General features: G+C 52.9%; 24 protein-coding genes. 1 reads left to right on the top strand and 23 read right to left on the bottom strand.

From position 1 onward, the window contains the following. Nucleotides 1-113: 113 nt before the first annotated feature. The 13 genes from XYCOK13_RS00580 to pth form a co-directional block, all read right to left on the bottom strand. The gene (locus XYCOK13_RS00580) at nucleotides 114-575 is read right to left on the bottom strand and encodes a S1 domain-containing RNA-binding protein (protein WP_213409898.1); all 462 of its coding nucleotides are present in this window, start codon (nucleotides 573-575) and stop codon (nucleotides 114-116) included. Between the two features lie 143 nt (nucleotides 576-718). Then, complete coding sequence (locus XYCOK13_RS00575; RefSeq protein WP_213409897.1) at nucleotides 719-1039, bottom strand: FtsB family cell division protein; 321 nt, start codon at nucleotides 1037-1039, stop codon at nucleotides 719-721. A gap of 15 nt (nucleotides 1040-1054) precedes the next feature. After that, nucleotides 1055-1645 (bottom strand): spore cortex biosynthesis protein YabQ, encoded by a 591-nt coding sequence (gene yabQ / locus XYCOK13_RS00570; RefSeq protein ID WP_213409896.1) that lies wholly within the window; start codon nucleotides 1643-1645, stop codon nucleotides 1055-1057. Beyond that, nucleotides 1642-1923 carry a sporulation protein YabP gene (gene yabP, locus XYCOK13_RS00565; protein ID WP_213409895.1) on the bottom strand — a complete coding sequence of 94 codons (282 nt, stop codon included), beginning with the start codon at nucleotides 1921-1923 and terminating at the stop codon, nucleotides 1642-1644. The genes yabQ and yabP overlap by 4 nt, the downstream gene beginning before the upstream one ends. A 156-nt stretch (nucleotides 1924-2079) precedes the next feature. After that, nucleotides 2080-2370, bottom strand: a complete 291-nt coding sequence (locus XYCOK13_RS00560) for an RNA-binding S4 domain-containing protein (protein ID WP_213409894.1) — start codon at nucleotides 2368-2370, stop codon at nucleotides 2080-2082. Then, nucleotides 2370-2642: an HU family DNA-binding protein gene (locus XYCOK13_RS00555; protein ID WP_213409893.1), complete on the bottom strand. Its 273-nt coding sequence runs from the start codon at nucleotides 2640-2642 to the stop codon at nucleotides 2370-2372. Before XYCOK13_RS00555 ends, XYCOK13_RS00560 begins: the two co-directional genes overlap by 1 nt. Nucleotides 2643-2767: 125 nt before the next feature. Next, the gene (gene yabN, locus XYCOK13_RS00550; protein WP_213409892.1) at nucleotides 2768-4294 is read right to left on the bottom strand and encodes a bifunctional methyltransferase/pyrophosphohydrolase YabN; all 1527 of its coding nucleotides are present in this window, start codon (nucleotides 4292-4294) and stop codon (nucleotides 2768-2770) included. A 65-nt stretch (nucleotides 4295-4359) separates the two neighbouring features. Further along, the gene (locus tag XYCOK13_RS00545) at nucleotides 4360-6051 is read right to left on the bottom strand and encodes a putative polysaccharide biosynthesis protein (RefSeq protein WP_213409891.1); all 1692 of its coding nucleotides are present in this window, start codon (nucleotides 6049-6051) and stop codon (nucleotides 4360-4362) included. Between the two features lie 145 nt (nucleotides 6052-6196). Then, nucleotides 6197-6739 (bottom strand): stage V sporulation protein T, encoded by a 543-nt coding sequence (gene spoVT, locus XYCOK13_RS00540; protein WP_213409890.1) that lies wholly within the window; start codon nucleotides 6737-6739, stop codon nucleotides 6197-6199. Between the two features lie 287 nt (nucleotides 6740-7026). Beyond that, nucleotides 7027-8046 (bottom strand): peptidylprolyl isomerase, encoded by a 1020-nt coding sequence (locus XYCOK13_RS00535; protein ID WP_213409889.1) that lies wholly within the window; start codon nucleotides 8044-8046, stop codon nucleotides 7027-7029. Further along, nucleotides 8033-11554: a transcription-repair coupling factor gene (gene mfd / locus XYCOK13_RS00530; RefSeq protein ID WP_213409934.1), complete on the bottom strand. Its 3522-nt coding sequence runs from the start codon at nucleotides 11552-11554 to the stop codon at nucleotides 8033-8035. The genes XYCOK13_RS00535 and mfd overlap by 14 nt, the downstream gene beginning before the upstream one ends. A gap of 127 nt (nucleotides 11555-11681) precedes the next feature. Next, nucleotides 11682-11912, bottom strand: coding sequence for an anti-sigma-F factor Fin (gene fin, locus XYCOK13_RS00525; protein ID WP_213409888.1), 231 nt, complete (start codon nucleotides 11910-11912; stop codon nucleotides 11682-11684). Nucleotides 11913-12004: 92 nt separating this feature from the next. Then, nucleotides 12005-12568 (bottom strand): aminoacyl-tRNA hydrolase, encoded by a 564-nt coding sequence (pth, locus tag XYCOK13_RS00520; RefSeq protein ID WP_213409887.1) that lies wholly within the window; start codon nucleotides 12566-12568, stop codon nucleotides 12005-12007. A gap of 119 nt (nucleotides 12569-12687) precedes the next feature. Between pth and XYCOK13_RS00515 the strand changes: the two genes are divergently transcribed. Then, nucleotides 12688-12888, top strand: coding sequence for a hypothetical protein (locus XYCOK13_RS00515; RefSeq protein WP_213409886.1), 201 nt, complete (start codon nucleotides 12688-12690; stop codon nucleotides 12886-12888). A gap of 143 nt (nucleotides 12889-13031) precedes the next feature. Here the strand turns inward: XYCOK13_RS00515 and XYCOK13_RS00510 are convergent, their stop codons facing one another. The 10 genes from XYCOK13_RS00510 to yabG all read right to left on the bottom strand — a co-directional run bounded on the left by XYCOK13_RS00510 (nucleotide 13032) and on the right by yabG (nucleotide 20629). Beyond that, nucleotides 13032-13658, bottom strand: coding sequence for a 50S ribosomal protein L25 (locus tag XYCOK13_RS00510; protein ID WP_213409885.1), 627 nt, complete (start codon nucleotides 13656-13658; stop codon nucleotides 13032-13034). A 65-nt stretch (nucleotides 13659-13723) separates the two neighbouring features. Continuing rightward, the gene (locus tag XYCOK13_RS00505) at nucleotides 13724-14674 is read right to left on the bottom strand and encodes a ribose-phosphate diphosphokinase (protein WP_213409884.1); all 951 of its coding nucleotides are present in this window, start codon (nucleotides 14672-14674) and stop codon (nucleotides 13724-13726) included. Between the two features lie 17 nt (nucleotides 14675-14691). Then, nucleotides 14692-16086 (bottom strand): bifunctional UDP-N-acetylglucosamine diphosphorylase/glucosamine-1-phosphate N-acetyltransferase GlmU, encoded by a 1395-nt coding sequence (gene glmU, locus XYCOK13_RS00500; RefSeq protein WP_213409883.1) that lies wholly within the window; start codon nucleotides 16084-16086, stop codon nucleotides 14692-14694. 183 nt (nucleotides 16087-16269) lie between these two features. Then, the gene (gene spoVG / locus XYCOK13_RS00495) at nucleotides 16270-16557 is read right to left on the bottom strand and encodes a septation regulator SpoVG (RefSeq protein WP_213409882.1); all 288 of its coding nucleotides are present in this window, start codon (nucleotides 16555-16557) and stop codon (nucleotides 16270-16272) included. A gap of 116 nt (nucleotides 16558-16673) precedes the next feature. After that, on the bottom strand, nucleotides 16674-17066 hold the full coding sequence (locus XYCOK13_RS00490) for a RidA family protein (protein ID WP_213409881.1): 393 nt from the start codon (nucleotides 17064-17066) through the stop codon (nucleotides 16674-16676). Then, on the bottom strand, nucleotides 17063-17902 hold the full coding sequence (gene purR, locus XYCOK13_RS00485) for a pur operon repressor (RefSeq protein WP_213409880.1): 840 nt from the start codon (nucleotides 17900-17902) through the stop codon (nucleotides 17063-17065). The genes XYCOK13_RS00490 and purR overlap by 4 nt, the downstream gene beginning before the upstream one ends. Nucleotides 17903-17986: 84 nt before the next feature. Further along, nucleotides 17987-18841: a 4-(cytidine 5'-diphospho)-2-C-methyl-D-erythritol kinase gene (ispE, locus tag XYCOK13_RS00480; RefSeq protein ID WP_213409879.1), complete on the bottom strand. Its 855-nt coding sequence runs from the start codon at nucleotides 18839-18841 to the stop codon at nucleotides 17987-17989. A gap of 136 nt (nucleotides 18842-18977) precedes the next feature. Further along, entirely contained in the window at nucleotides 18978-19148 is a 171-nt protein-coding gene (locus XYCOK13_RS00475) for a small, acid-soluble spore protein, alpha/beta type (RefSeq protein ID WP_213409878.1), read from the bottom strand. Nucleotides 19149-19364: 216 nt separating this feature from the next. Further along, complete coding sequence (veg, locus tag XYCOK13_RS00470) at nucleotides 19365-19640, bottom strand: biofilm formation stimulator Veg (RefSeq protein ID WP_213409877.1); 276 nt, start codon at nucleotides 19638-19640, stop codon at nucleotides 19365-19367. A gap of 122 nt (nucleotides 19641-19762) precedes the next feature. Then, the gene (yabG, locus tag XYCOK13_RS00465) at nucleotides 19763-20629 is read right to left on the bottom strand and encodes a sporulation peptidase YabG (protein WP_213409876.1); all 867 of its coding nucleotides are present in this window, start codon (nucleotides 20627-20629) and stop codon (nucleotides 19763-19765) included.

Raw genomic sequence — 20629 nt, 5'->3', positions numbered from 1 at the left:
ACAAGTCGACCTTGGACGGCTTTCGGATCGGACGTATGCGTTCCCGGGCTCATGGCAAATAAAAAAAAGACCCCTTCCCCATAAGGAAAAGAGCCTTCTTGGCGTATATCAACTTAGAAGCGCTTGGCACCGCGTCCGCCGCGCTTGGATTCCGTATTTTTCTTCAGCGAAGACATGCGCTCTTCACTGTCCTTCAAAAACTTTGACACCTTGTCTTCAAACGAATTTTTGTTCGGGCCGCGAAAACCTCCGCGTCCGCGATCCCCGAAGTCGCCGTCGCGTTTGAAAGGCGGTCTCGAATCACGGGATGGTCTAGGCCTCTCTTGCTGCTCCACCGGACGGTCTACAGCCTTGCGGATGGACAAGCCGATTTTGCCGTCTTTGTCCACATTGATCACTTTCACTGTAACGACATCGTCCAGCTTCAGGTGATCCTTCACATCCTTGACGTAGTTGTCCGCGATTTCCGAAATGTGAACCAGGCCGGTGACTCCGCCGGGAAGCTCGACAAAAGCTCCGAAATTGGTAATCCCCGTCACCTTTCCCTCAACTTTGGTGCCCACTTCAATTGCCATAAAATTCGATAGTGCCTCCTTAACATGATCAGCTTCCTCGGAGCCGTTCAACAACGTAGGTCTACCTGTTGAAAAGACCGACTAATTCAAATTATAACCGATACTATCAAGCTCGGTCAATATGAGGGTTCTGCGTTTATTGCTTATTTGGTCTCTATATAAAGCACTTCTCCCTCTTTGGTCATGAGATGATCCTTGCGGAGAATTTGTTCAATATATTCAGGGTCGTTCAACCGCACGATCTCCTGCTTATAAGCATCGTTGATGGCGCGAGTGTCAGCCAGCTTGAGTTCGAGCTCTTCCATCCTCGCCATCTTGCTATCCAGCTTATGCACCTGATCATAAAAGGTGAATCCTGCCCAAGCCGAGAAACCGAGCAAAAACAACATCCAGATTCGTAATCTTCTGCGTGTTCCACGGACCGAAACACTGCTGCGGTCTGCGGAAGTCTGGGTTCCCGTCATACGTGTCGATCCTCCCTATTTCCTGCGGAAGCGCTGACGGATCCAAGCGATCCACGCGTTCCAGAAGCGTTGCCGGTCAGCAGGTTTGCGGAAATGTCTCGCAATTGGAGTCACGAGCGGCTTCAGCAACCAGAGCAACAATTTTCCAACCGGACGTAAACATTGTATCACAATCTTGTAAAAGAAAATAGAGAGCGCTGCAAGAAAACCCAAAAAAATCATCAACAACCGGTATAATCCGATTACAGGGCGAATGACAAGCAATCGAAAGAGTCGAATAAGCAGGCGAAGCAACCGTTTGCCGGTATCGATGACCTTGACCACAAGCGACTGGATCCAGGAACTCGCCGTTTTGAAATAAAACCACAGCCCGATGACAAGCGCAAGAAAGACATAAAAGCGCAGCTCCCCTTCATTGCTGGCCAGCAGCGTGCGGAAGACAGCCCAAGTAGCAGCAACCCAGAAGACGGCATCGATCAGCGGTGTAAACAAACGGGGCATGTGAAGCTCACGGGCGGTGGTCCGGTATACATCCACGACGATGCCAAGCGCGCTGCCGCAGACGAACATCGCCAGCATGGTCATCACTTGCGTTTCGAGACTCACTTGAACAATTTACCCAAAAATCCCTTGGTTTTGTCCTGCGTATGCCCGTCCAAATAAGAGAGCGAATGCACCATGCCTTCTATGGCGACCAGCCCCTGCTCCAAAATCAGATTCTTAATGTGCAGGTTCTGCCCTGTAATCGTTAAAAAACCGCACTCGGTTTCCAGCAGGAATTCTTCGCTGTCGAAGCTCTCCAAGTTCACAACGCCGGATATTTCAAGCAGCTTGCGATTCAGCATCTTGACCTCATGGCGCTTGGCTTTCCCTTGTTCCATCATGGCATGTACCCCTCCTTCTTACCACCAATGTATGAGGGGCTGTCTGCAATTAGAACAAGTTTTCAATCCAGTGTGAGACTGGCCTGAAACAGCAAAACCGGCACACTCTGAAGCGAGTGTGCCGGACTCCGTACAGCAAGCGGTGCGGTTCTGCGCCTAATCGCGATCAGAACCGAACAAACCGCCCTCTGATTTATGAAATTCTTCCTTGATTACGGTATAAAGCTGTGCGGCTTCCTCCTTGCGAGGATTGTCCTTGACGGCGTCCACCCGCACGGTTAATGTCTTCTGTCCGAACTGAATCTTCAGCTCGTCCCCCACCGCTATCGTGCTGCTCGGTTTCGCCTCACGGCCGTTAATCCATACACGGCCGTTATCCGAAACATCCTTCGCAACCGTACGGCGCTTGATGATTCTCGATACCTTCAGGTATTTGTCGAGACGCATTACTTCACAGCTTCTTTAAGCTTGTTGCCGGCCTTGAACGCAGGAACAGTGGAAGCTGGGATTTTGATCGTTGCCCCTGTTTGCGGGTTGCGCGCCTCACGCTCGGAACGCTTGCGAGTTTCGAATGTGCCGAAGCCGATCAGTTGAACCTTGTCGCCGCTCTTGAGCGCGTCTGTAACCTCGCCAAGAAATCCGTTCAGTACGGCTTCAACATCTTTTTTGGAAAGTCCGCTTTTCGTGGAAATGTTGTTGATCAAATCCGTTTTGTTCATGAGTTTTCTTCCTCCTACATCGGTTCTGGTCAGGGCAGCTTCCCCGACTAATGATTTCATTCGCCAATAGTATTCTTCCTGCGCCAAGGAAAATCCTTCTTATTTCAACAAAAAAACGAAGAATTTTATCGATTTTGCGGATTTTTCTTGGCTTCCTGCCAATATTGCTCCAATTTTTGTAAATCAGTGTCGGAAAAACGCATATTTGCTTGCCTTAACCGTTCCTCTATGTAATGGAACCGTTCAGTGAATTTGCGGTTGGCCGATGCCAGCGCGGCTTCCGGATCCGCCTTCAGGAACCTTGCCGCATTCACGGCTGCGAACAACAGATCGCCAAGCTCCTCTACGGCATGCTCGCGCAGCTCATCCGCGTCGCTCGCTTCGGCGGCCAAGGCGGCTTCCCGAAATTCCTCCAGCTCTTCCTGCACCTTGTCCAGCACATCCGGCAGTGCTTCCCAATCGAAGCCTGTCTTGGCTGCACGCTTCTGAATTTCCAGCGCCTTCATGAAGGCAGGGAGCCCTCTCGGCACGCCGTCGAGCACAGACATGGCCGCAACGTCAATGCCCCTGTTCCGCTTCTCTTCGGCCTTGATATCCTGCCAGTTTTCCAGCGCTTCCTCCGCATCGCCCGCCTGCCTGTCTCCAAATACGTGGGGATGGCGGCGTATCAGCTTCTCATTCAATTCCTCGATGACATCGAGCACATCGAACATGCCCGCCTCTTCTTCGATCTGGGCATGCAGCATAATTTGCAGAAGCAGGTCGCCCAGCTCTTCGCACATCGCGTGCGGATCATCGTCATCAATCGTTTCCAGCACCTCGTATGTTTCCTCGATCAAGTGCTTGCGAATCGACGCATGCGTCTGTTCCCGATCCCATGGACACCCTCCGGGACTTCTAAGGATGCGCACGATTTCCCGCAAGCGGTCAAACCGGCGGTTCGTTACCTGCTCATTCGCCGTAGGCGGAATCCATACCAAGGATTGATTGCCGAAGCTGCCAAGACGATCCAGCTCATAGAGCTCCACTCGTTCGATTCGCTCTTGCCCCTCTACACCAAGCGCATGGGCCGCGATTACCGGGAAATCGTCCGGGTACAGCTCCATCAACGCCAGCTTCACATCAGAGGCCGTATATGTATCATAGACTTGCGTGATGATCGTATGCAATCCCGGGTGCACTTGCGCAGGATCAAGGCTCGTGGCGTCGAGCAGCTGAAAGCCCTGCACCGGATCAATGCCAAGCCGCGCGAACGCCGTATCCAGGAAGCTCTCGCCTCCGAGCACCTCGATCCGGACATGCTGCTCCGCTCCTTGCTGCAGCAGGCTGCTTACTGTGGCTTCGGCCACCATCGGATGACCGGGTACTGCGTAAATGATTTCTTCTTCCGCGGCAAGCGCCTCCCGCAGAAGCTGTTCGACTATTTCGGCATAGACCGCTGGAAACTGATCATGCTTCTCATAGATCGCATCAAAAGCCTGAAAGCTGACGCCCTGCTGCCGCAGCCATTGGACGACAGGGTGTCGTTCTGTCCGCAAATATACGGACTTGCCCGATTTCAGCTTGTTCAGCGCGCCCAAGCTCAGCTGCTGCTCATCCCCCGATCCTAGTCCAACTACCGTTATGAGCGAGCGTCTATTCTGCTTATCCATGCTGCCCCTCCTTTTCTCCTCCATGATCCATGCAGATGCAAAAAGCGCTGCACAGTCCTGCCCGGTCAAGCTTTCCCGCTTCTCGTGCCGCCTTCCTGCACATTAAGCCAGCGCCTTGCCTTGGCGGCAATCTTCCGAAGCTTGGGCACTTGCTCCAGCTCGCTCCATTGAATCGATCCTGTCCGCAATGCGAGGATCGCAAATACCCCCATTCCTGCCAGCACAAGAATCGACGTGTGCAGGGCCGCTTCCAGCCGGTTCGGAAGTGCGAATTGTCCGGTCAGCCAGTACAGGCCTTCCCGAAGCATCCACAGACTGACGGCCAGTCCAGCCCAGGCCAGCAGCGGCCGCAGCCAGTAGGACGCAAGCCGCATCCGCACATGCATCAAGCGGCTGACAGCCAACTGATTGAGCGCCATCGCAAGGGCAAAAGCTGCCACTGCCGCCGCCGCAGCGCCCATAATGCCGTACTGAGGCACCCACCACATATTAAGTCCGACCTTAAGTATGACAGCCGCGAGCAGATGCAAAGCCGGCCATACTGGCGACCCTATCCCTTGCAGCAGGCTGGCCGTAACAATATTCATGACGCTGAAGATGACGCTAATGCCAATGACAGCCATAACGGCAGAACCATCCGCATTCGTGTACAGCAGCGTGTTGATCGGTTGGGCACATACCGCGATCCCAATTGCCGCGGCCCAGCCAATGAGCCAGCTGACCCGCATAATACGATCGGTCTGCAGCTCGATCCATTCGCGGCGGCCGCGGGACTTCGCTTCCGCTATAGCCGGAACGATCGCCACCGATACCGAGGAAAACAGCATGCCCACGAGCTGGGCCAGCGTTTGGCCGCGATTGTATACGCCAATGCGATCCATGGCCGCACGCTCGTCCAAGCCGTACGATTCAAGCAGCCGCGGAACCGTGAAGGTATCCACGATTCCGAGCACCGGCATGACGATGGCGCCAAGACATACAGGCAGCGCGTAGGCGGTCAGCTTCTTCGACCATGCGGCGTAACGGCGCCAAGCGGCCTTTCGTTCCTCGCTCCTCAACCTCTTCGGCCCAGCGGCAGTTCGGTTGTTCCGGTCGGCCGACTTCCACCAGAATACAGCCATCGTTACAAGTCCGGCTGCAGCACCGGCCGCTGATCCGAAGGTCGCGCCAGCTGCAACGATGCCCGGCTCCGCGCCTTGCGCGGTCAAGATAAAGAGCAAGATCAGCATGGCCGCTACCCGCACGGTTTGCTCGGTCACTTGCGATACCGCGGTCGGCACCATGTTTTGCTGGCCTTGAAAAAATCCGCGCAGCACAGCCATAACCGGAATAAACAGCATCGCAAACGAAACGCTCCGAATCGAAGCCGCCGTATGGGCGTTGCCAATCCAACGGGCAAGTTGGTCTGCTCCCCAATACAAACAGGCAAAGCCGGCCAAACCCGTCATGCTCATCAGCACCAGCGAGACGAACAGCACCTCCCGCATGCCGCGTTCATCCCCATGGGCGGTTCGCTCCGAGACAAATTTGGACACCGCGATTGGGAACCCGGCAGTGGCCAAGAACAAAACAAAAATGTAAAAAGGATAAACTGTACTGTATATCCCAAACGTTTCATCGCCGGCCACATTTTGCAGAGGGATCTTCTGCATCGTCCCGATCAGCTTGGAAAGGACAGCGGCCAAGCCCAGAATCGCGGCGCCTTTCACCAGCTTGCCGCCGGCTGTCGGACCCGTCCGTTCCTCACGCTCGATCATGACCCGTTGCTCCCTTCGACTTCGTGACCATTATAGCGCATGCCGTTTATGAAAAAAAGCTTCCGCCTCCTCGAGGAAGGCGACCGAGGGCACGGCCGCCTTCCCAAGGTGGGGAGCTTTTCGTTGTTCGTTCGTATAGGAACGCCTACTGCTCCATCTGCTTGCCCAGAAAACCTGCAGCCGTCTCGGCCATCTTGATTTCCATCTGGCTCATCTTGGCGCTCTCTTCCTTGTTCAGCATAACGACAGATCCAATTGGGTCGCCCCCAGATATGATAGGCGCTACCACGAAGGAGGATATCGTCTCGCTCATATCTTTGATTATCTCATATTCGCCCGTATTGGTTTCCAGCACAGTCTTGCGGTTGTCCATGCAGTTCTCCACGATAGTGCCAATCTGCTTCTCCAAGTATTCCTTCTTGGAAGCACCTGCTACTGCGATCATCGTATCCCGGTCGGATATCATGGTGATATGGCCTGTGCTCTCGAATAAAGACTCGGCATATTCTTTAGCGAAATCACCCAGTTCGCCTATGGGCGAGTATTTTTTTAAGATGACCTCACCGTCGCGGTCAACGAATATTTCCAAAGGATCGCCTTCACGGATGCGAAGCGTTCTGCGTATTTCTTTGGGAATCACCACTCTTCCCAGATCGTCGATTCTTCGAACAATTCCAGTAGCTTTCATGATTCTTGATGCCTCACTTTCGACTGAGTTTTAGATCACTGGATCGGTCGTACAATTATGGTGATGAAGGGTTGTTCTGCCCTTAGTATTCTTCTTTTCCCAACCGCTTATGCACGAGCAACCGAGCAAGAGGCGACACGTGCACCTACAGTTTACCCGAACTGGGAACCATTCAAACCTGCGCCTGGGAGCCCGGCACGGTCAAGTCTGATGCAGCAGCGACAGAGCCGATTCACTAATAAAAAAAAACAGCCGCCCGAGTCCGTAGACCCGAGAGGCTGTATCGGTTATTCTGCAGGTTGTCCGCCTTCTTCACCTTCTGCTGGCGTTTCGGTGTTCTCCGGTTGCGCCGGCGCTGGCGGGTCAGGGAGATTGACCTCCTCAACCATATCCCGCAGCTCGTTTTCCATGAAATTGCTGAAATATTCGTTAGCCGCTGCAGACGCTACCTGATCCTCCACTTCCTCAAAGGTCTGTTGGTGACGCTCCAGCACTTTGATGATGTGGTAACCGTACACCGTTTCGACCGGATCACTGACTTGGTTGATCGGAAGGTCAATCGTCGCCTCGCGGAAGCCCGGTGTCCAATTGTTCACCGGCGCGTCCTCATACGTGCCGCCATTGTCCTTGGAGCCCGGGTCGTCCGAGTACTCCGCGGCGAGCGCGCCGAAATCCTCGCCCGCATCCAGCTTCGCCTTCACTTCATTCGCCCGTTCCAGCGCTTCCTCCATGGTCCGAATTTCTTCATCGGTGTTCGGATCGTTCGTGCCGATCAGAATATGGCTCACCGTTGCTATCGTATATTGATGCTCGCTGGCCTGCTGCTCGTACAGCGCACGGATATCCTCTTCCTTCAACTCGGTGCGAATCCAAGCGAGAGCGGTGTTGGACAGCACGAAATAATTCGTGATGGCTTCCTCGTTCAGGTTAAGCCTGTCCATCTCGCTATTCCATGTCTCCTCGCCCATTTGCGCGATAAATTGCTCCTTCAAATCCGCATAATCCTGCTCGGCGAGCGTTGTCTGTTCCCGCAGCGTCTCATCCGATGCCCTGGAGGACAGCAGTTCAACCGCTACATATTGATCCAGCAGGCGATGCTCGAAATCAGGCATCATGGCAACCAGCTGGTCATAGTATGGATTCAGCAGTCTCGTGACGCTCTTGAATTGCTCGAATTCTTGATTCGTCACTTCTCCTCCTTGATAGACAGCAACCGGGTCTCCAGGCTCGGCGTTACCACAGCCGGCGGCCATGACCGCTACGGCAGATATGGCCAGTGCGGCGCAGACTTTCTTAATTTGCCACATTATGCAATTCTCCCTTCGTTTTCACAACCTCCTGATAGGCTTCCATAAATTGATTCAACAATTTCAAGCTTTCCTCAGGGGACAAGTCCTGACATTTCACAACAATTTGAATAGCGGAGCCTGCTTTCAGCTGAATGCGGCCCTCAAATCTGGAGCCGATGGCAAACAGCTTCTGTCCGTCAATGCGTTCATTTTGTGAAGGGTGGACCGTGATGGTCACATCTCGTCCTTTTTGGACAAAGGACTCAATGGCATACATTATACCATACACCTTAAGCCGTGCAACCTGGATCAAGCTCTGCACCGCTTGAGGCGGTTCGCCGAAGCGATCAATCAATTCGTCGATCAGATCCGAGGCCTCCTCCAATGTGCGAATACCGGACACCTTCTTGTAAACCTCGATCTTTTGCATATCATCATAAATGTACTCTGGCGGCAGGTAAGCATCTACGTTCAAATCGATCAGCGGCACAAATTCTTCCTTCTGCTCAGCCGGCTTGCCTTCCAAAGCAGCCTTCCCTTTAGCTACCTCTTCAGCCAACATTTGGCTGTACATGTCAAAGCCAACCGAGGCAATGAAGCCATGCTGCTCCGCGCCGAGCAAATTGCCCGCTCCGCGAATGGACAGATCGCGCATTGCAATCTTGAACCCGGAACCAAGCTCGGTGAATTCCTTGATCGCCTGCAGCCGCTTCTCGGCCACTTCGTTCAGCACCTTGTCCCGTTGATAGGTGAAGTAAGCATATGCAATCCGATTGGACCGGCCAACCCTGCCCCGCAGCTGATAAAGCTGGGACAGCCCCATCTTGTCGGCATCGTGCACAATCAGCGTGTTGACGTTCGGAATATCTACGCCGGTTTCGATTATGCTCGTGCTTACCAGCACATCGTATTCCCCGTCCAAAAAATCAAGAATCGTCTTCTCCAGCTCTTGCTCGGACATCTGCCCGTGGCTGACCGCTACGCGCGCGTCCGGAACGAGCGCGGATATTTGCTCCGCCATCTGGTAGATGCCCTGCACGCGATTGAACAGATAGTAGACTTGACCGCTGCGGGCAAGCTCGCGCTCGATCGCCTCGCGGACCAGCGCCTGACTGTGTTCGACGACGTAGGTTTGAACAGGGAATCGATTCTCCGGCGGTGTTTCGATGACGGATAAGTCGCGCACACCCAGCATGGACATGTGCAAGGTCCGCGGAATTGGCGTTGCCGTCAAGGTCAAAACATCGACATTCGTCTTCAGCCGCTTCAGCTTTTCCTTGTGTGTCACACCGAAGCGCTGCTCCTCGTCGACAATAAGCAGACCCAGGTCCTTGAATGTCAAGTCTGACGACAACAGCCGGTGCGTGCCAATGACGATGTCCACCGTTCCGTCTTTCACGCCTTTGATCGTTTCATTCTGTTCCTTGCGCGAGCGGAACCGGCTCAGCACCTCAATGCGGAACGGATACCCATTAAAGCGCTCACGGAATGTCTCGTAATGCTGCTGCGCCAAAATCGTCGTCGGCACAAGCACGGCTACTTGCTTTCCGTCAATCGCCGCCTTGAAAGCTGCGCGAATGGCCACCTCCGTCTTGCCATAGCCGACATCGCCGCACAACAAGCGATCCATCGGATACGGCTTCTCCATATCCGCTTTGATTTCCTGGATCGTTCGTGCCTGGTCCGGGGTTTCATCATACGGGAACATCTCTTCGAAATCTTTTTGATAAGGCGTATCCTTGGCGAATGCGTGTCCTTTGACGGACTGGCGCTCTGCGTAAAGCTTAATCAGATCCTCAGCAATATCCTTGACCGAAGCACGCGCCTTGTTCTTGACGCGCGTCCATTCGGTGCCGCCGAGTTTGTACAGCTTCGGCTCCTTCTCTTCTGCTCCAACATACTTCTGAATCAATTCGATCTGATCGATGGGCACGGACAGCTTGTCGCCGCCCGAATATAGGATATGGATATAGTCCTTGTGCAATCCATTGATTTCGAGTGTCCCAATCCCTACGAACTTCCCGATGCCGTGGTTGATATGGACGACATAGTCGCCCACCTTCAAGTCGAGATAGCTCTTGATGCGCTCGGCATTCTCGATTTTCCGATCAGGCTTGCGCACCTTGCGCTGCTTCTGCGAGAACATCTCCCCTTCAGTGATCACTGCCAGATTAGCGGGCGGAAATTCAAAGCCGGATTGCAGGTTGCCTGTGGTGATCTCCGGCTGCGGAATGTGGTAGTCCTCGAGCACCCGCTTCATCCGTTCTGCCCGCTCCTTGCCACCCGCCAGCAGGATGACCTTCGTTCCGCTTTTCTTCCATCTTTCCATCTCCGCCTTCAGAACATGCATCTGTCCATGGAAATTTTGCATGGATCGGCAGACGAAATTGACAATGTTTTGCGGCTGTGTATGAGGAATTTGGCGCAGGAACAAGGATACGTACAGGTGTGGAAAGCGGCTTGCGCCGAACAGGCTCTCGTAGTTTTTGCCCAGCACGAAAGAAGGCAGGTACTTGCCCTCCTGCAGCAGGCTGGTCATGAACTCGGACTCATCGCGTTCCAATTGCTTGGACGTCTCCATCAAGCGAATGGCCTCATCCAGCACGATAATCGTATCCGGCTGCACGTAATCTAGCAATGTCTGTCTTTCCGGATATAAGAGAGAAATATATTTATAGATTTCGGGGAAATATTGAAGTTCCCGAAGCCGTTCGATATCTTGCCCGATCGCTGCTGCCAGCCTGTCTTTCAGACTGCGGTCGGCAACCTTGGCAAGCTGGGCATCCAGCAAGCTTTTCGCATGGTCGGCGGCATTTCTGAATCTTCGCTCATCCGCCAGTATCTCTCTGACCGGCGGTACCGTCCATGCGTCAAGCTTCTCCGTGGAGCGCTGGTCTGCAATGTCGAAAAGGCGGATCGAATCGATCTCGTCATCGAACCATTCGATACGATATCCATGCTCCGTGTGCAGAGGCTGGATATCCACAATGCCGCCTCTTACGCTTATTTGCCCTTTGCCTTCCACCCGCTCCACTCGTTCGTAGCCCAGCTGAACGAAGCGCTCTACCGCTGCTGTTAATGGCAGCTCATCTCCCACACGGATCGGCAGCTGTGCCGATGCGTAAACATCGACATTCGGAATGAGCTTGCGCACTCCGGTGAAGGGCGTCACGATAATGCCCCTGAACCCTTCAGCCAGCCTGCTCAGCACCTCGATCCGCCTGGCTTGAATCTCCGGGCTGGATACGGCCGCCTCCGCAATGGTGATTTCATTGGCGGGATACAGCAAAACCTCGTCCTTGGGCAAGCATTCCTGCAAATCTTCTGCAATCTTCTGCGCAGCGAACATATTATGGGCCACCACTAATTGGGGACGGCCTGTCTGCTGGTATAACGCGGCCAGGAACACCTGTCTGGCCGATCCAGCCAAGCCCGCTGCCATCTGCTCTTTCATGCCTGATGCTATTCCGGCTATGATCGACTGCACATCGGCGTCGCTTTGCATGCGTTGAATAATGGAATCCAGTTGCAAACCGCGTTTCCTCCTCTTCTCGGTACCCTACTCGCGGGCTCCTGTATTTCATCCGGGTATCTCATCCAGTCTAAAAAGCCTCGGCGCGAATTTGCCCAGGCTTGCACGGCATACTTATCTGCTACTGCAGCGGATTGTGGAGCAAAGCCAGCTCCGGATTGGCCTCCAATGCTTGGCTGCAGTAATCACACGTTACTTTCACGGTCACATCGCCATTTTGATTATACGCTATTATATCTCTGCGCTCATCAGGGGTCAAGAAATGAAACCCTAGCTGGGCTTCTTGTATATCGGTTCGATTGATCTCGCCAAGCTTCGATCCGCAATGCCGACATAGATAAGTCACTGCCATGTGTATGCCTCCCTGTCTGGTTCGATACCTCTAGTATAACCAGCAGGAAGAGAGATTAGCCGGATGTTGGTCCGGAAATTCGACTTGATCGGTTACTTGCCATTGAATTGGGCCATCGTGCGATCAAACGGATGCTCAAGAGCGTGAAGCATCGCTTCGCAGCTCCGCTCTAGCGCCTGATCAAGCAGCTCGGCCTGTGCCTTCGGAAACGGCGACAGCACATAATCGGCAATGTCATATCCCGCCGGCGGCCGGGAGATGCCGATGCGAATCCGGTCGAATGTCTGGCTGCCTATATGCTGGATGATCGATTTGATGCCGTTGTGCCCGCCCGCGCTGCCTTGATAGCGCAAACGAATTTTCCCAATCTCTGTATCCAGGTCATCGTACAGTACGATCATATCAGCCGGGTCTGCTTTATAAAACTGCATATAGGCCCGCACGGCTTCGCCGGACAAATTCATATAGGTCATCGGTTTGATCAGCACGACCTTTTGGCCGCGAATCATGCCTTCGCCGATTTCTGCCTTCCCTTGGCTTTTTGTGATGGATATTCCCTGTTCTTGGGCAAATCGGTCTAATGCCATAAACCCGACATTATGACGGGTATTGGCATATTTAGCGCCTGGATTGCCCAAGCCGACAAACCATTTCATATTTTACGCAAGCTCCCTTCAAAATGTGCGGTTAATTTTGTCAAATGCATGCAACGAAATTTCGCGCCTCGGTTGTCCTATAGAGTGAAAACCTTAATGAATGAGGGTGAGGATAACGTATGTATCACAATGGCGAAGCTTTGACAAAGGACCACCATTTTCGCGATCACATTGATCATTCTGTACCCATTCAGGTTTATTGGCAGGATACGCATCAAGATATTGGATTTATTGACGAATTCTCTGAAAAGTTTGTTCGGATTCAGCGCATGATTTACATGCGGGAGCACTTCACTTTTATCTCCAGACCCGGGTATTAATGATTATACCTTGCGGTTTGCGGTGAAAGCAAAGGCCCCTCCTGAATGGACGAATTCTTCCTCTCATAAGCGTCATACCTAGGAAAAAGGGCGGAATCGAAGCATCACTTCGATTCCGCCCTTTTCTTTTTGTTCACATTGCTCTACGCTTTCTCAGCACGCTGTCCGACACCATCGTAAGCCTCAGGGTCGGCATTCCCTTTATCTGCCGGCTCCTCGTCCACCTTCTGCTGCTCCAAAATGGTAACCAGCACATCCGCCGGTTCAGCAAGAATTTCGACGCCGGGCGGCGGAGATATCTCCCCTATGGTTACGGATTGTCCGATCTGCAGACGGCTGATATCCACTTCGATTGATGCCGGAATATCCTTCGGCTTGCATGAGATCTCCACCTCATGCTCCTGGATTTGCTGCAGTCCGCCCTCGCTGACCCCTTGAGGAGTTCCGATATAGTTCAGCCTTACCTTGGTGCGCACCGGCTCTTCCATATTGACTTGCCTGAAGTCAATATGGAGAATATGGCCATTCACCGTATCACGCTGTATTTCGGTAATCATGACAGGCTTGACCTGGTCGTCCGGCATCTCCATGTCCAGGACGCCGCCGCCCCCTTGGCGCAGCAGGCGCATCAATTCCTTGGCATCCACGGCAATCGCCTCGGACGCCCGGTTCTTGCCATAGACAACGCCAGGAATCTTGCCCGCTTGACGCAGTTGCTTCAACTCGGATTGGGTTGCTTTTGCACGCTCGTCCACTTTGATCGCGTTCATTCGTCTTCCCCCTCCAGATTGGGTTCATGTTCTTACTGTATCCATCTCTGGAGGTTTTTAGTCATTTATGTTTCAAACAGCTTGCTGATAGACAGCTCCTCATAGATTCGCACGATGGCTTCCCCAATTAACGGCGCTACAGACAGCGACTTGATCTTGGGCGAGACGCTCTCATGATGAAGCGGAATCGTATTCGTCACCACAACTTCCTTAATAGGCGAATCATCTATGCGCTGCATAGCCGGTCCGGACAAGACGGGATGCGTGCAGCAAGCATATACCTCCTTCACGCCTTCCTTCATCATGGCATGCGCGGCCAAAGTGATCGTGCCGGCCGTGTCGATAATGTCGTCGATGATGATCGCGGTTTTGCCCTCAATATCCCCGATGATGTTCATGACTTCGCTTACATTCGGTTCCGGTCTTCGCTTGTCGATAATGGCGAGCGGCGCAGCCAAGTAGTCAGCCAGCTTGCGGGCACGCACGACACCGCCATGGTCGGGAGATACGACGACTATGTCCTCCAGGTTCTTTTCCTTGAAATACTGGCCCAAAATGGGCACACCCAGCAGCTGGTCCACCGGGATGTCGAAGAAGCCCTGAATTTGCGTGGCATGCAGGTCCATCGTAACGACGCGATGTGCGCCCGCCGTCTCGATGAGATTGGCTACCAGCTTTGCGGTGATCGGGTCGCGCGAACGAGCTTTCCGATCCTGTCTGGCATAGCCGTAGTACGGGATGACTACATTAATCGTTTTGGCCGACGCCCGTTTCAACGCATCGACCATGATCAGCAGCTCCATCAGATTTTCATTAACCGGATAACTGGTTGACTGGATGACGAATACGCTGGCTCCACGAACGCTTTCGTCCAGCTGCATATGAATTTCCCCGTCGCTGAAGCGCATCACCCTGGACTCCCCCAGCGGCACGCCAATCGCCACGGCGATTTCTTCTGCCAGCTTGGGGTTCGAGTTGCATGCCAAGAGCTTGAGCTTGGGATCCGAATAAGGCATTGAGCGGGTTCCTCCTATTAGTTCTGAGATTGATTGCGGGATTGTATTCTGGATTTCAGCTTGGCTGCGTAACCGGGCTTATTCGTCTGGCGCTCGCGAGCAATCGCAAGATCGCCAGCATCCACATCATGTGTAATCGTTGAGCCTGCCACGACGTAGGCTCCCTTGCCCACATGCACAGGAGCAATCAGGTTCACGTTGCTGCCAACGAACGCACCGTCCTCTACAATCGTACGATGCTTGGCGAATCCGTCGTAATTGACCGTTATGGCCCCGCAGCCCACATTCACATCCTGGCCGATGTCTGCGTCACCCACATAGCTCAGGTGGGACACTTTGCTGCCTGCGCCAATACGGGCGTTCTTCACTTCGACGAAATCTCCGATCTTTGCTTGCGGTCCAATCTGGGCGCCCGGACGCAGGTAGGCAAACGGTCCAATGGAGGCCCCCGTCTGCACCTCAGCCTGCTTAAGCACGGATTGCGTAATGTGCACGCCTGCCTCTATCCGGCTTTGGTCAATTTGGCAGTTCGGGCCGATTTCGCAGTCCTCGCCAATCACGGTCTGGCCCGTCAGGTGCACGCCAGGATACAGTATGGTATCTGCTCCGATCTCCACGTCCGGTCCGATATAAGTATTTGCAGGATCGATAACGGTGACACCTTTGCGCATATGTTCCTCGATGATTCGCTGACGCATGGCCCGCTCTACTTCAGCCAATGCAATGCGGTCGTTGACGCCGGTCGCTTCTGCGGCATCCTTCAGGCAGTAAGCTTCTACCTTTTCGCCAGCCTGCTGCAGGAGGCCGATGACGTCCGTCAAGTAATATTCACCCTGCGCATTCTGGTTGGTCAGCTTGGGCAGCATCTCGAACAGCTTGCGGTTGTCAAAGCAATAAGTGCCTGTGTTGATTTCACAAATCGCAGCTTCCTCAGGCGAACAGTCTTTCTGCTCCACGATGCGCAGGACCGACTCGTCCTTGCCGCGGATAATGCGTCCGTACCCGGTCGGATCCGGCAATTGCGCGCTCAGAATCGTCGCAGAGGCCCCGCGTTGCTGATGGCGAGCGATCATTTCATCCAGCGATTCTTTCGTAATGAGCGGTGTATCTCCGCAAATCACGACGGTTATGCCTTCCTTGTCCGCCAGAAGCGAAGCTGCCTGCTGGACGGCATGGCCGGTACCCAGTTGTTCCGCTTGCAGGGCGTAGCTAACCCGATCGCCCAAATAAGCCTGGACCGCTTCCGCTCCGTGTCCGACAATGACAATGTTTTGGGCTGTCTGCATGGATTCCAGCAAGTTGACGACATGCCCTACCATCGGAACCCCGCATACCGGGTGCAGCACTTTGTAGAGCTTCGATTTCATTCGCTTGCCCTGGCCTGCAGCCAGAACGAGACCATATACGTTCATTCAGCATCCTCCCGTATATCGTTTGTCAGTTATGACTATAGCTTACTTTCAGGCAAAAGAAAAGAGAACCTCTTCACGGGTTCTCCGAGCCTTCTCCCCACTATGTGCAACTTGTGAATGGACAAAAAAATGGGGTTGTATGCCGAAGGCTGACAACCCGATAAATGCGTAATGAAATGAAAACTAAGCTCCTTCTTCCATCACTTCGGATTCTTCCGAAGCGGCGTTCTCGTACTCCTGCAAAACAGCGCTTTGAATTTTCTCACGTGTCGCGGAAGAAATCGGATGCGCGATGTCACGAAATTCGCCGTCAGGCGTTCTCTTGCTTGGCATGGCTACAAACATGCCGTTGTTTCCGTCAATGACGCGAATGTCGTGAACGACAAACTCATTGTCGATCGTAATGGAAGCAATAGCTTTCATTCTTCCGTCCGAATTCACGCGGCGGAGTCTCACATCGGTAATTTGCACTTTATGTCACCACCTTTTCGATTCAAAAGCTTGCTGTATAATTCCACATATTAGGGTCTAATCCTTCTTTTTTTTCGTAAATTTTTAGACTTTTTTTTAATGTTGATAGTTATTCCTCAATTTTCGACAAGTTTCTTGGCGATTAGCTCAATTTCGACAAGCACATCTTTCGGCAATCGGGCCACTTCTACAGTGGATCTTGCCGGCTTATGCTCGCCAAAGTAGGAAGCATACACGCGATTGATCTCGGCGAACTGCTCCATGTTCTTAATGAATACCGTCGCTTTAATCACATCATCAAATGTGCATCCTGCTGCAGCCAAAACAGCTTGCAAATTCTGAAATACCTGATGTGTTTGCTCCGCGACACCGCCCTCCACTACTTCTCCTGTTGCGGGATCGATTGGGATTTGTCCGGATGTAAAAAGCAGATCGCCGACGGCAATCGCTTGGGAATACGGTCCGATTGCCGCTGGAGCCTGATCGCTGTGAATAGGTTTCATGGTCATTGTTCCTTTTCCACTCCTTCAAAATAGTTTCCCGGCCTGACAATAATGTGCCGATTTCGTGTATCCACGCCAGTAAGGACAGCCAAGGATACATACTCTTCCACCAAGTGATCGGTTACGTCTTCATCGGATTCCACAAAGACGCCAACGCCCTTCACCGTCGCCTTGAATTCTCGCAATAGGTCAACCATGCCGGCTATGGTTCCCCCTGCTTTCATAAAGTCATCAATGATGAGCACGTTGGATTCTTCCTTGAGGGCGCGTCTGGCCAGCGACATCGTCTGAATGCGCTTGGTCGATCCGGACACGTAATTGATGCTGACCGCGGACCCCTCCGTCACTTTGTTGTCGCGGCGGACAATCACAACCGGCAGATTCAAGTAACCTGCAGTCGCATAGGCAATGGGAATGCCTTTCGTCTCGACGGTCATGACACAATCCAGTTCGACTCCAGCGAAGGCGCTTGCAAACATCTTCCCAATCTCATCGACAATGCTCGGTTGGCCGAGAAGGTCCGACATATACAAGTAACCGCCTGGCAGGATGCGTTCCGGTTCCTGCAGCTGCGCGCAGATGCGGCCCATCATGTCGAGCGATGCGGCTTTCGGCGATTTCGGGATATATTTCACGCCGCCGGCGGCGCCTGCCAGTGTTTGCAGTTCCCCCAGGCCTTCATCCTGGAACACTTCCTTGATAATGGTTAGATCCTCGCTTATGGATGATTTCGCAGAGTTATATCGTTCAGCAAATGTGGTAAGCGGTATGAGTACATGGGGGCGCTGCAATAAATATTGCGTCATTTCAACCAATCTTGAACTGCGTTTTACTTTTTTCATCCGTCTCTCAACCCCCTAAATCCGAATAATATATAGCCAATATACCATTTTTATACGGTTTTAAGCAAGGGGGCTGAGTCAACTCTATGTGAGGATTCTTACCACATACACTTCTTTGCAAAAGCCTTTCAACCCGTTATAGATTCTTCGCGCTCTCGATGATTTAGCCGCCAGTGCAAAAACCGTAGGACCGCTGCCCGACATCAACGCGCCATCCGCCCCTAACCGCAGCATGGTTTCCTTGATTCTCCGCACTTCCGGATGCAGCTGGAAGGTTACTTCCTCCAACACATTGCCGAGCGCTCCGCAAATTGCTAACCAGTCTTGGTTGCGCAACCCTTCCACCATTCGTCCGGTTGGCGGATGATTTTCGATCTGATCCGCTCGAAGCCTGCCATATACATCTGCCGTGGACACATTGATAGGCGGTTTGGCAATCACAACCCAGCATGGAGGAAGCGGAGGAAGCGGCTGGAGCTTCTCTCCCCTGCCTGTAGCCAGCACCGTTCCGCCTGCAATGCAATATGGAACATCGGACCCAAGCTCTTCGCCAAGCTGCTGCAGTTCAGTCTGGGACAGTCCGAGATCCCACAGGCGGTTCAAGCCGCGGAGTGCCGCTGCTGCATCACTGCTGCCGCCCGCCAGCCCCGCCGCCACCGGGATATGCTTGTCCAAATGTATGTAAACGCCCTGTCTGACTCCGCACCGCTCCTTCAGCAGCTTCGCTGCCTTGAAAGCCAGGTTCTTCTCATCCAGCGGGATGTACCCCGCCTGACTGGAGATCATAATCGTGTCGCGCGGAATAGCCTCCATTTCCAATCGGTCCGCCAAATCGACCATGGCCATCACCATCTCGACTTCATGGAAGCCGTCCTCCCGCTTATACAAGACATCCAGGGACAGATTGATCTTGGCTGGCGCTTTTTCGAACACTTTCATGCTTCCACTCCACCCCTTCCCATCGCCCGTTCCAAAGTATGACTCTATTTACTATAACAAAAGCATTGGTAAATTGCGAAAAAACAAAAACGGCTCGAAAGATCGAGCCGTCGGGTATTCGCCCATGCGGTCTGGCTTAGCGCCTGATGTTCTGCTCGGCCATCTGGATGGCGCGCTTCACCATATTGCCCGCATCCTTGGTGGTGATGCCGCCCCAGCCCTCACGCTGCACTTTATCGTAAAAACCGAGGTCTCTGGCCAGTTCGTATTTCAAGGATTCGCTCATGACGCTTCTTCTTCGTGCCATCACGTACAAGCCCCCTCACCGAAAAAGTATGATTCTGCCTCATGAATAGTATGCGGTTGTTGCTCCACAACTATACACCCAAATCCGCTGTCTGGCTGTAAACGAAACCCGATAGAGGAAAATTGGTTCTTCCCAGCAAGCCAGGCGCATGAGACCGGGTATGCTTGACAGATAAAAAAAACAGCCCCCGAATCAGGGACTGTTTGCTGTGTGATGCTATTGCTGCAAGTACTCGATTCGAACTTGTCCTTCGTCGTTGCAAACCGTCACTTCCACGGATTCAGTCAAGATGTCCGCATAGCTGTATGAAACCCGCTTGAAGGCGTGCTGCTCTTGATCCAGCTTGACGATAAATACGGACGGGTAGGTTTCCTCCAAAACGCCGGTCCGTTCAATGGTCTTGCGGCGACCGCCGTTTGCCCGAAGCAATACTTTTGCCCCGACGTGGGGTTCGAGGCTTCGTTTGATCTCCAATAACGAATTGTTGGCCATTGTCAAGTACCACCTCTTTCCTAGCTTATTATACATCAGAGGCGGCATTTTGTCAAACAAGCTCTATATTATATCAACAGCACTTAAGGATTGTCAACGGTATTCGCATGGATTCCTTAATTTTATTGCATATGTTTAAAATTAGGGATCCCTACCCGGTAACTCCCCTTGGATTCAATTCCCCCGATCCCCTTGACCCCGCTCACAGTTTTGTCAAATACGTCCATCATGGTAATTGTCTCCTTAATGGACGTGTAGGATATTCTCGCCGCCACCTGGACCGGGTCCAACGCATGAATCAAGATGCGGGCCGGCGAGCTGGCGAAATTCGCTCCTGCCTTAAGCAGCGCTTCAAAATGCGATTGGCACGCACCGGCGACGATTGTCAGCACATCGCGGTTGCGCTCATATTCCCGGCATGCGCGAATGGCACGTACGAAATGACGCGAGTTTTTGTAGCTGGACAGATGGTAAAGGTTCTCTCCCCTGCTGTCTTTGAAGATGCCGTCATGACCGGTGATGACAACAATGTCTGGCCTCGATTCCGGCAGCAGCCGATACAGCAAATCGGCCATGGACGATTCCTGCACATAGTGGCCCTCTGCCGGCACTTGATAATGCTTGTATAAGTCCATGCTTTTGCGCAAGTATGCGGGATCGCCGTCAAGATGCAGCACTTTGCCCGGCACTTCAAAATAGGAGAAGGTCTCTTTGTCCTCAGGCGTTCCCGCAGAACGAAAAAAAGGCATGTATCGACGCTTCGTTTCTTCAATGATTTTTTGGCACTCGCGCTTCTGCATATCGGGCACTTCGGACTTGTCGGAATGGAGCGGCTCCTCCGCCTCGCTCAGATCCTCCAACGGCGCGTCTGCCATTAACCGATAATCGACACCTCTTAAGATAGCCATCTCCTGATTTATCGATTCAATACGGAAGATCATGTCATTCCCGTACGACTTGCGCGTGACATACGTCCCTACCTTCCACAT

The organism is Xylanibacillus composti (assembly GCF_018403685.1).
GTDB classification, from domain to species: Bacteria; Bacillota; Bacilli; order Paenibacillales; family K13; genus Xylanibacillus; species Xylanibacillus composti.
Note: the sequence above shows the minus strand (reverse complement) of the source record. Positions and strands in the feature narration are given on the sequence as shown.

Excerpts from the sequence above, each read along its gene's own strand:
- XYCOK13_RS00575 (WP_213409897.1), bottom strand. The coding sequence starts at position 1,039 with ATGACGGGAACCCAGACTTCCGCAGACCGCAGCAGTGTTTCGGTCCGT.
- veg (WP_213409877.1), bottom strand. The coding sequence starts at position 19,640 with ATGGCCAACAATTCGTTATTGGAGATCAAACGAAGCCTCGAACCCCAC.
- pth (WP_213409887.1), bottom strand. The coding sequence starts at position 12,568 with ATGAAATGGTTTGTCGGCTTGGGCAATCCAGGCGCTAAATATGCCAAT.
- purR (WP_213409880.1), bottom strand. The coding sequence starts at position 17,902 with ATGAAAAAAGTAAAACGCAGTTCAAGATTGGTTGAAATGACGCAATAT.
- yabN (WP_213409892.1), bottom strand. The coding sequence starts at position 4,294 with ATGGATAAGCAGAATAGACGCTCGCTCATAACGGTAGTTGGACTAGGA.
- XYCOK13_RS00535 (WP_213409889.1), bottom strand. The coding sequence starts at position 8,046 with ATGTGGCAAATTAAGAAAGTCTGCGCCGCACTGGCCATATCTGCCGTA.
- XYCOK13_RS00580 (WP_213409898.1), bottom strand. The coding sequence starts at position 575 with ATGGCAATTGAAGTGGGCACCAAAGTTGAGGGAAAGGTGACGGGGATT.
- XYCOK13_RS00490 (WP_213409881.1), bottom strand. The coding sequence starts at position 17,066 with ATGACCATGAAACCTATTCACAGCGATCAGGCTCCAGCGGCAATCGGA.
- XYCOK13_RS00555 (WP_213409893.1), bottom strand. The coding sequence starts at position 2,642 with ATGAACAAAACGGATTTGATCAACAACATTTCCACGAAAAGCGGACTT.
- XYCOK13_RS00475 (WP_213409878.1), bottom strand. The coding sequence starts at position 19,148 with ATGGCACGAAGAAGAAGCGTCATGAGCGAATCCTTGAAATACGAACTG.
- XYCOK13_RS00505 (WP_213409884.1), bottom strand. The coding sequence starts at position 14,674 with ATGCCTTATTCGGATCCCAAGCTCAAGCTCTTGGCATGCAACTCGAAC.
- yabP (WP_213409895.1), bottom strand. The coding sequence starts at position 1,923 with ATGATGGAACAAGGGAAAGCCAAGCGCCATGAGGTCAAGATGCTGAAT.
- yabG (WP_213409876.1), bottom strand. The coding sequence starts at position 20,629 with ATGTGGAAGGTAGGGACGTATGTCACGCGCAAGTCGTACGGGAATGAC.
- XYCOK13_RS00560 (WP_213409894.1), bottom strand. The coding sequence starts at position 2,370 with ATGCGTCTCGACAAATACCTGAAGGTATCGAGAATCATCAAGCGCCGT.
- XYCOK13_RS00515 (WP_213409886.1), top strand. The coding sequence starts at position 12,688 with ATGTATCACAATGGCGAAGCTTTGACAAAGGACCACCATTTTCGCGAT.
- XYCOK13_RS00510 (WP_213409885.1), bottom strand. The coding sequence starts at position 13,658 with ATGAACGCGATCAAAGTGGACGAGCGTGCAAAAGCAACCCAATCCGAG.
- ispE (WP_213409879.1), bottom strand. The coding sequence starts at position 18,841 with ATGAAAGTGTTCGAAAAAGCGCCAGCCAAGATCAATCTGTCCCTGGAT.
- fin (WP_213409888.1), bottom strand. The coding sequence starts at position 11,912 with ATGGCAGTGACTTATCTATGTCGGCATTGCGGATCGAAGCTTGGCGAG.
- glmU (WP_213409883.1), bottom strand. The coding sequence starts at position 16,086 with ATGAACGTATATGGTCTCGTTCTGGCTGCAGGCCAGGGCAAGCGAATG.
- XYCOK13_RS00545 (WP_213409891.1), bottom strand. The coding sequence starts at position 6,051 with ATGATCGAGCGTGAGGAACGGACGGGTCCGACAGCCGGCGGCAAGCTG.
- spoVT (WP_213409890.1), bottom strand. The coding sequence starts at position 6,739 with ATGAAAGCTACTGGAATTGTTCGAAGAATCGACGATCTGGGAAGAGTG.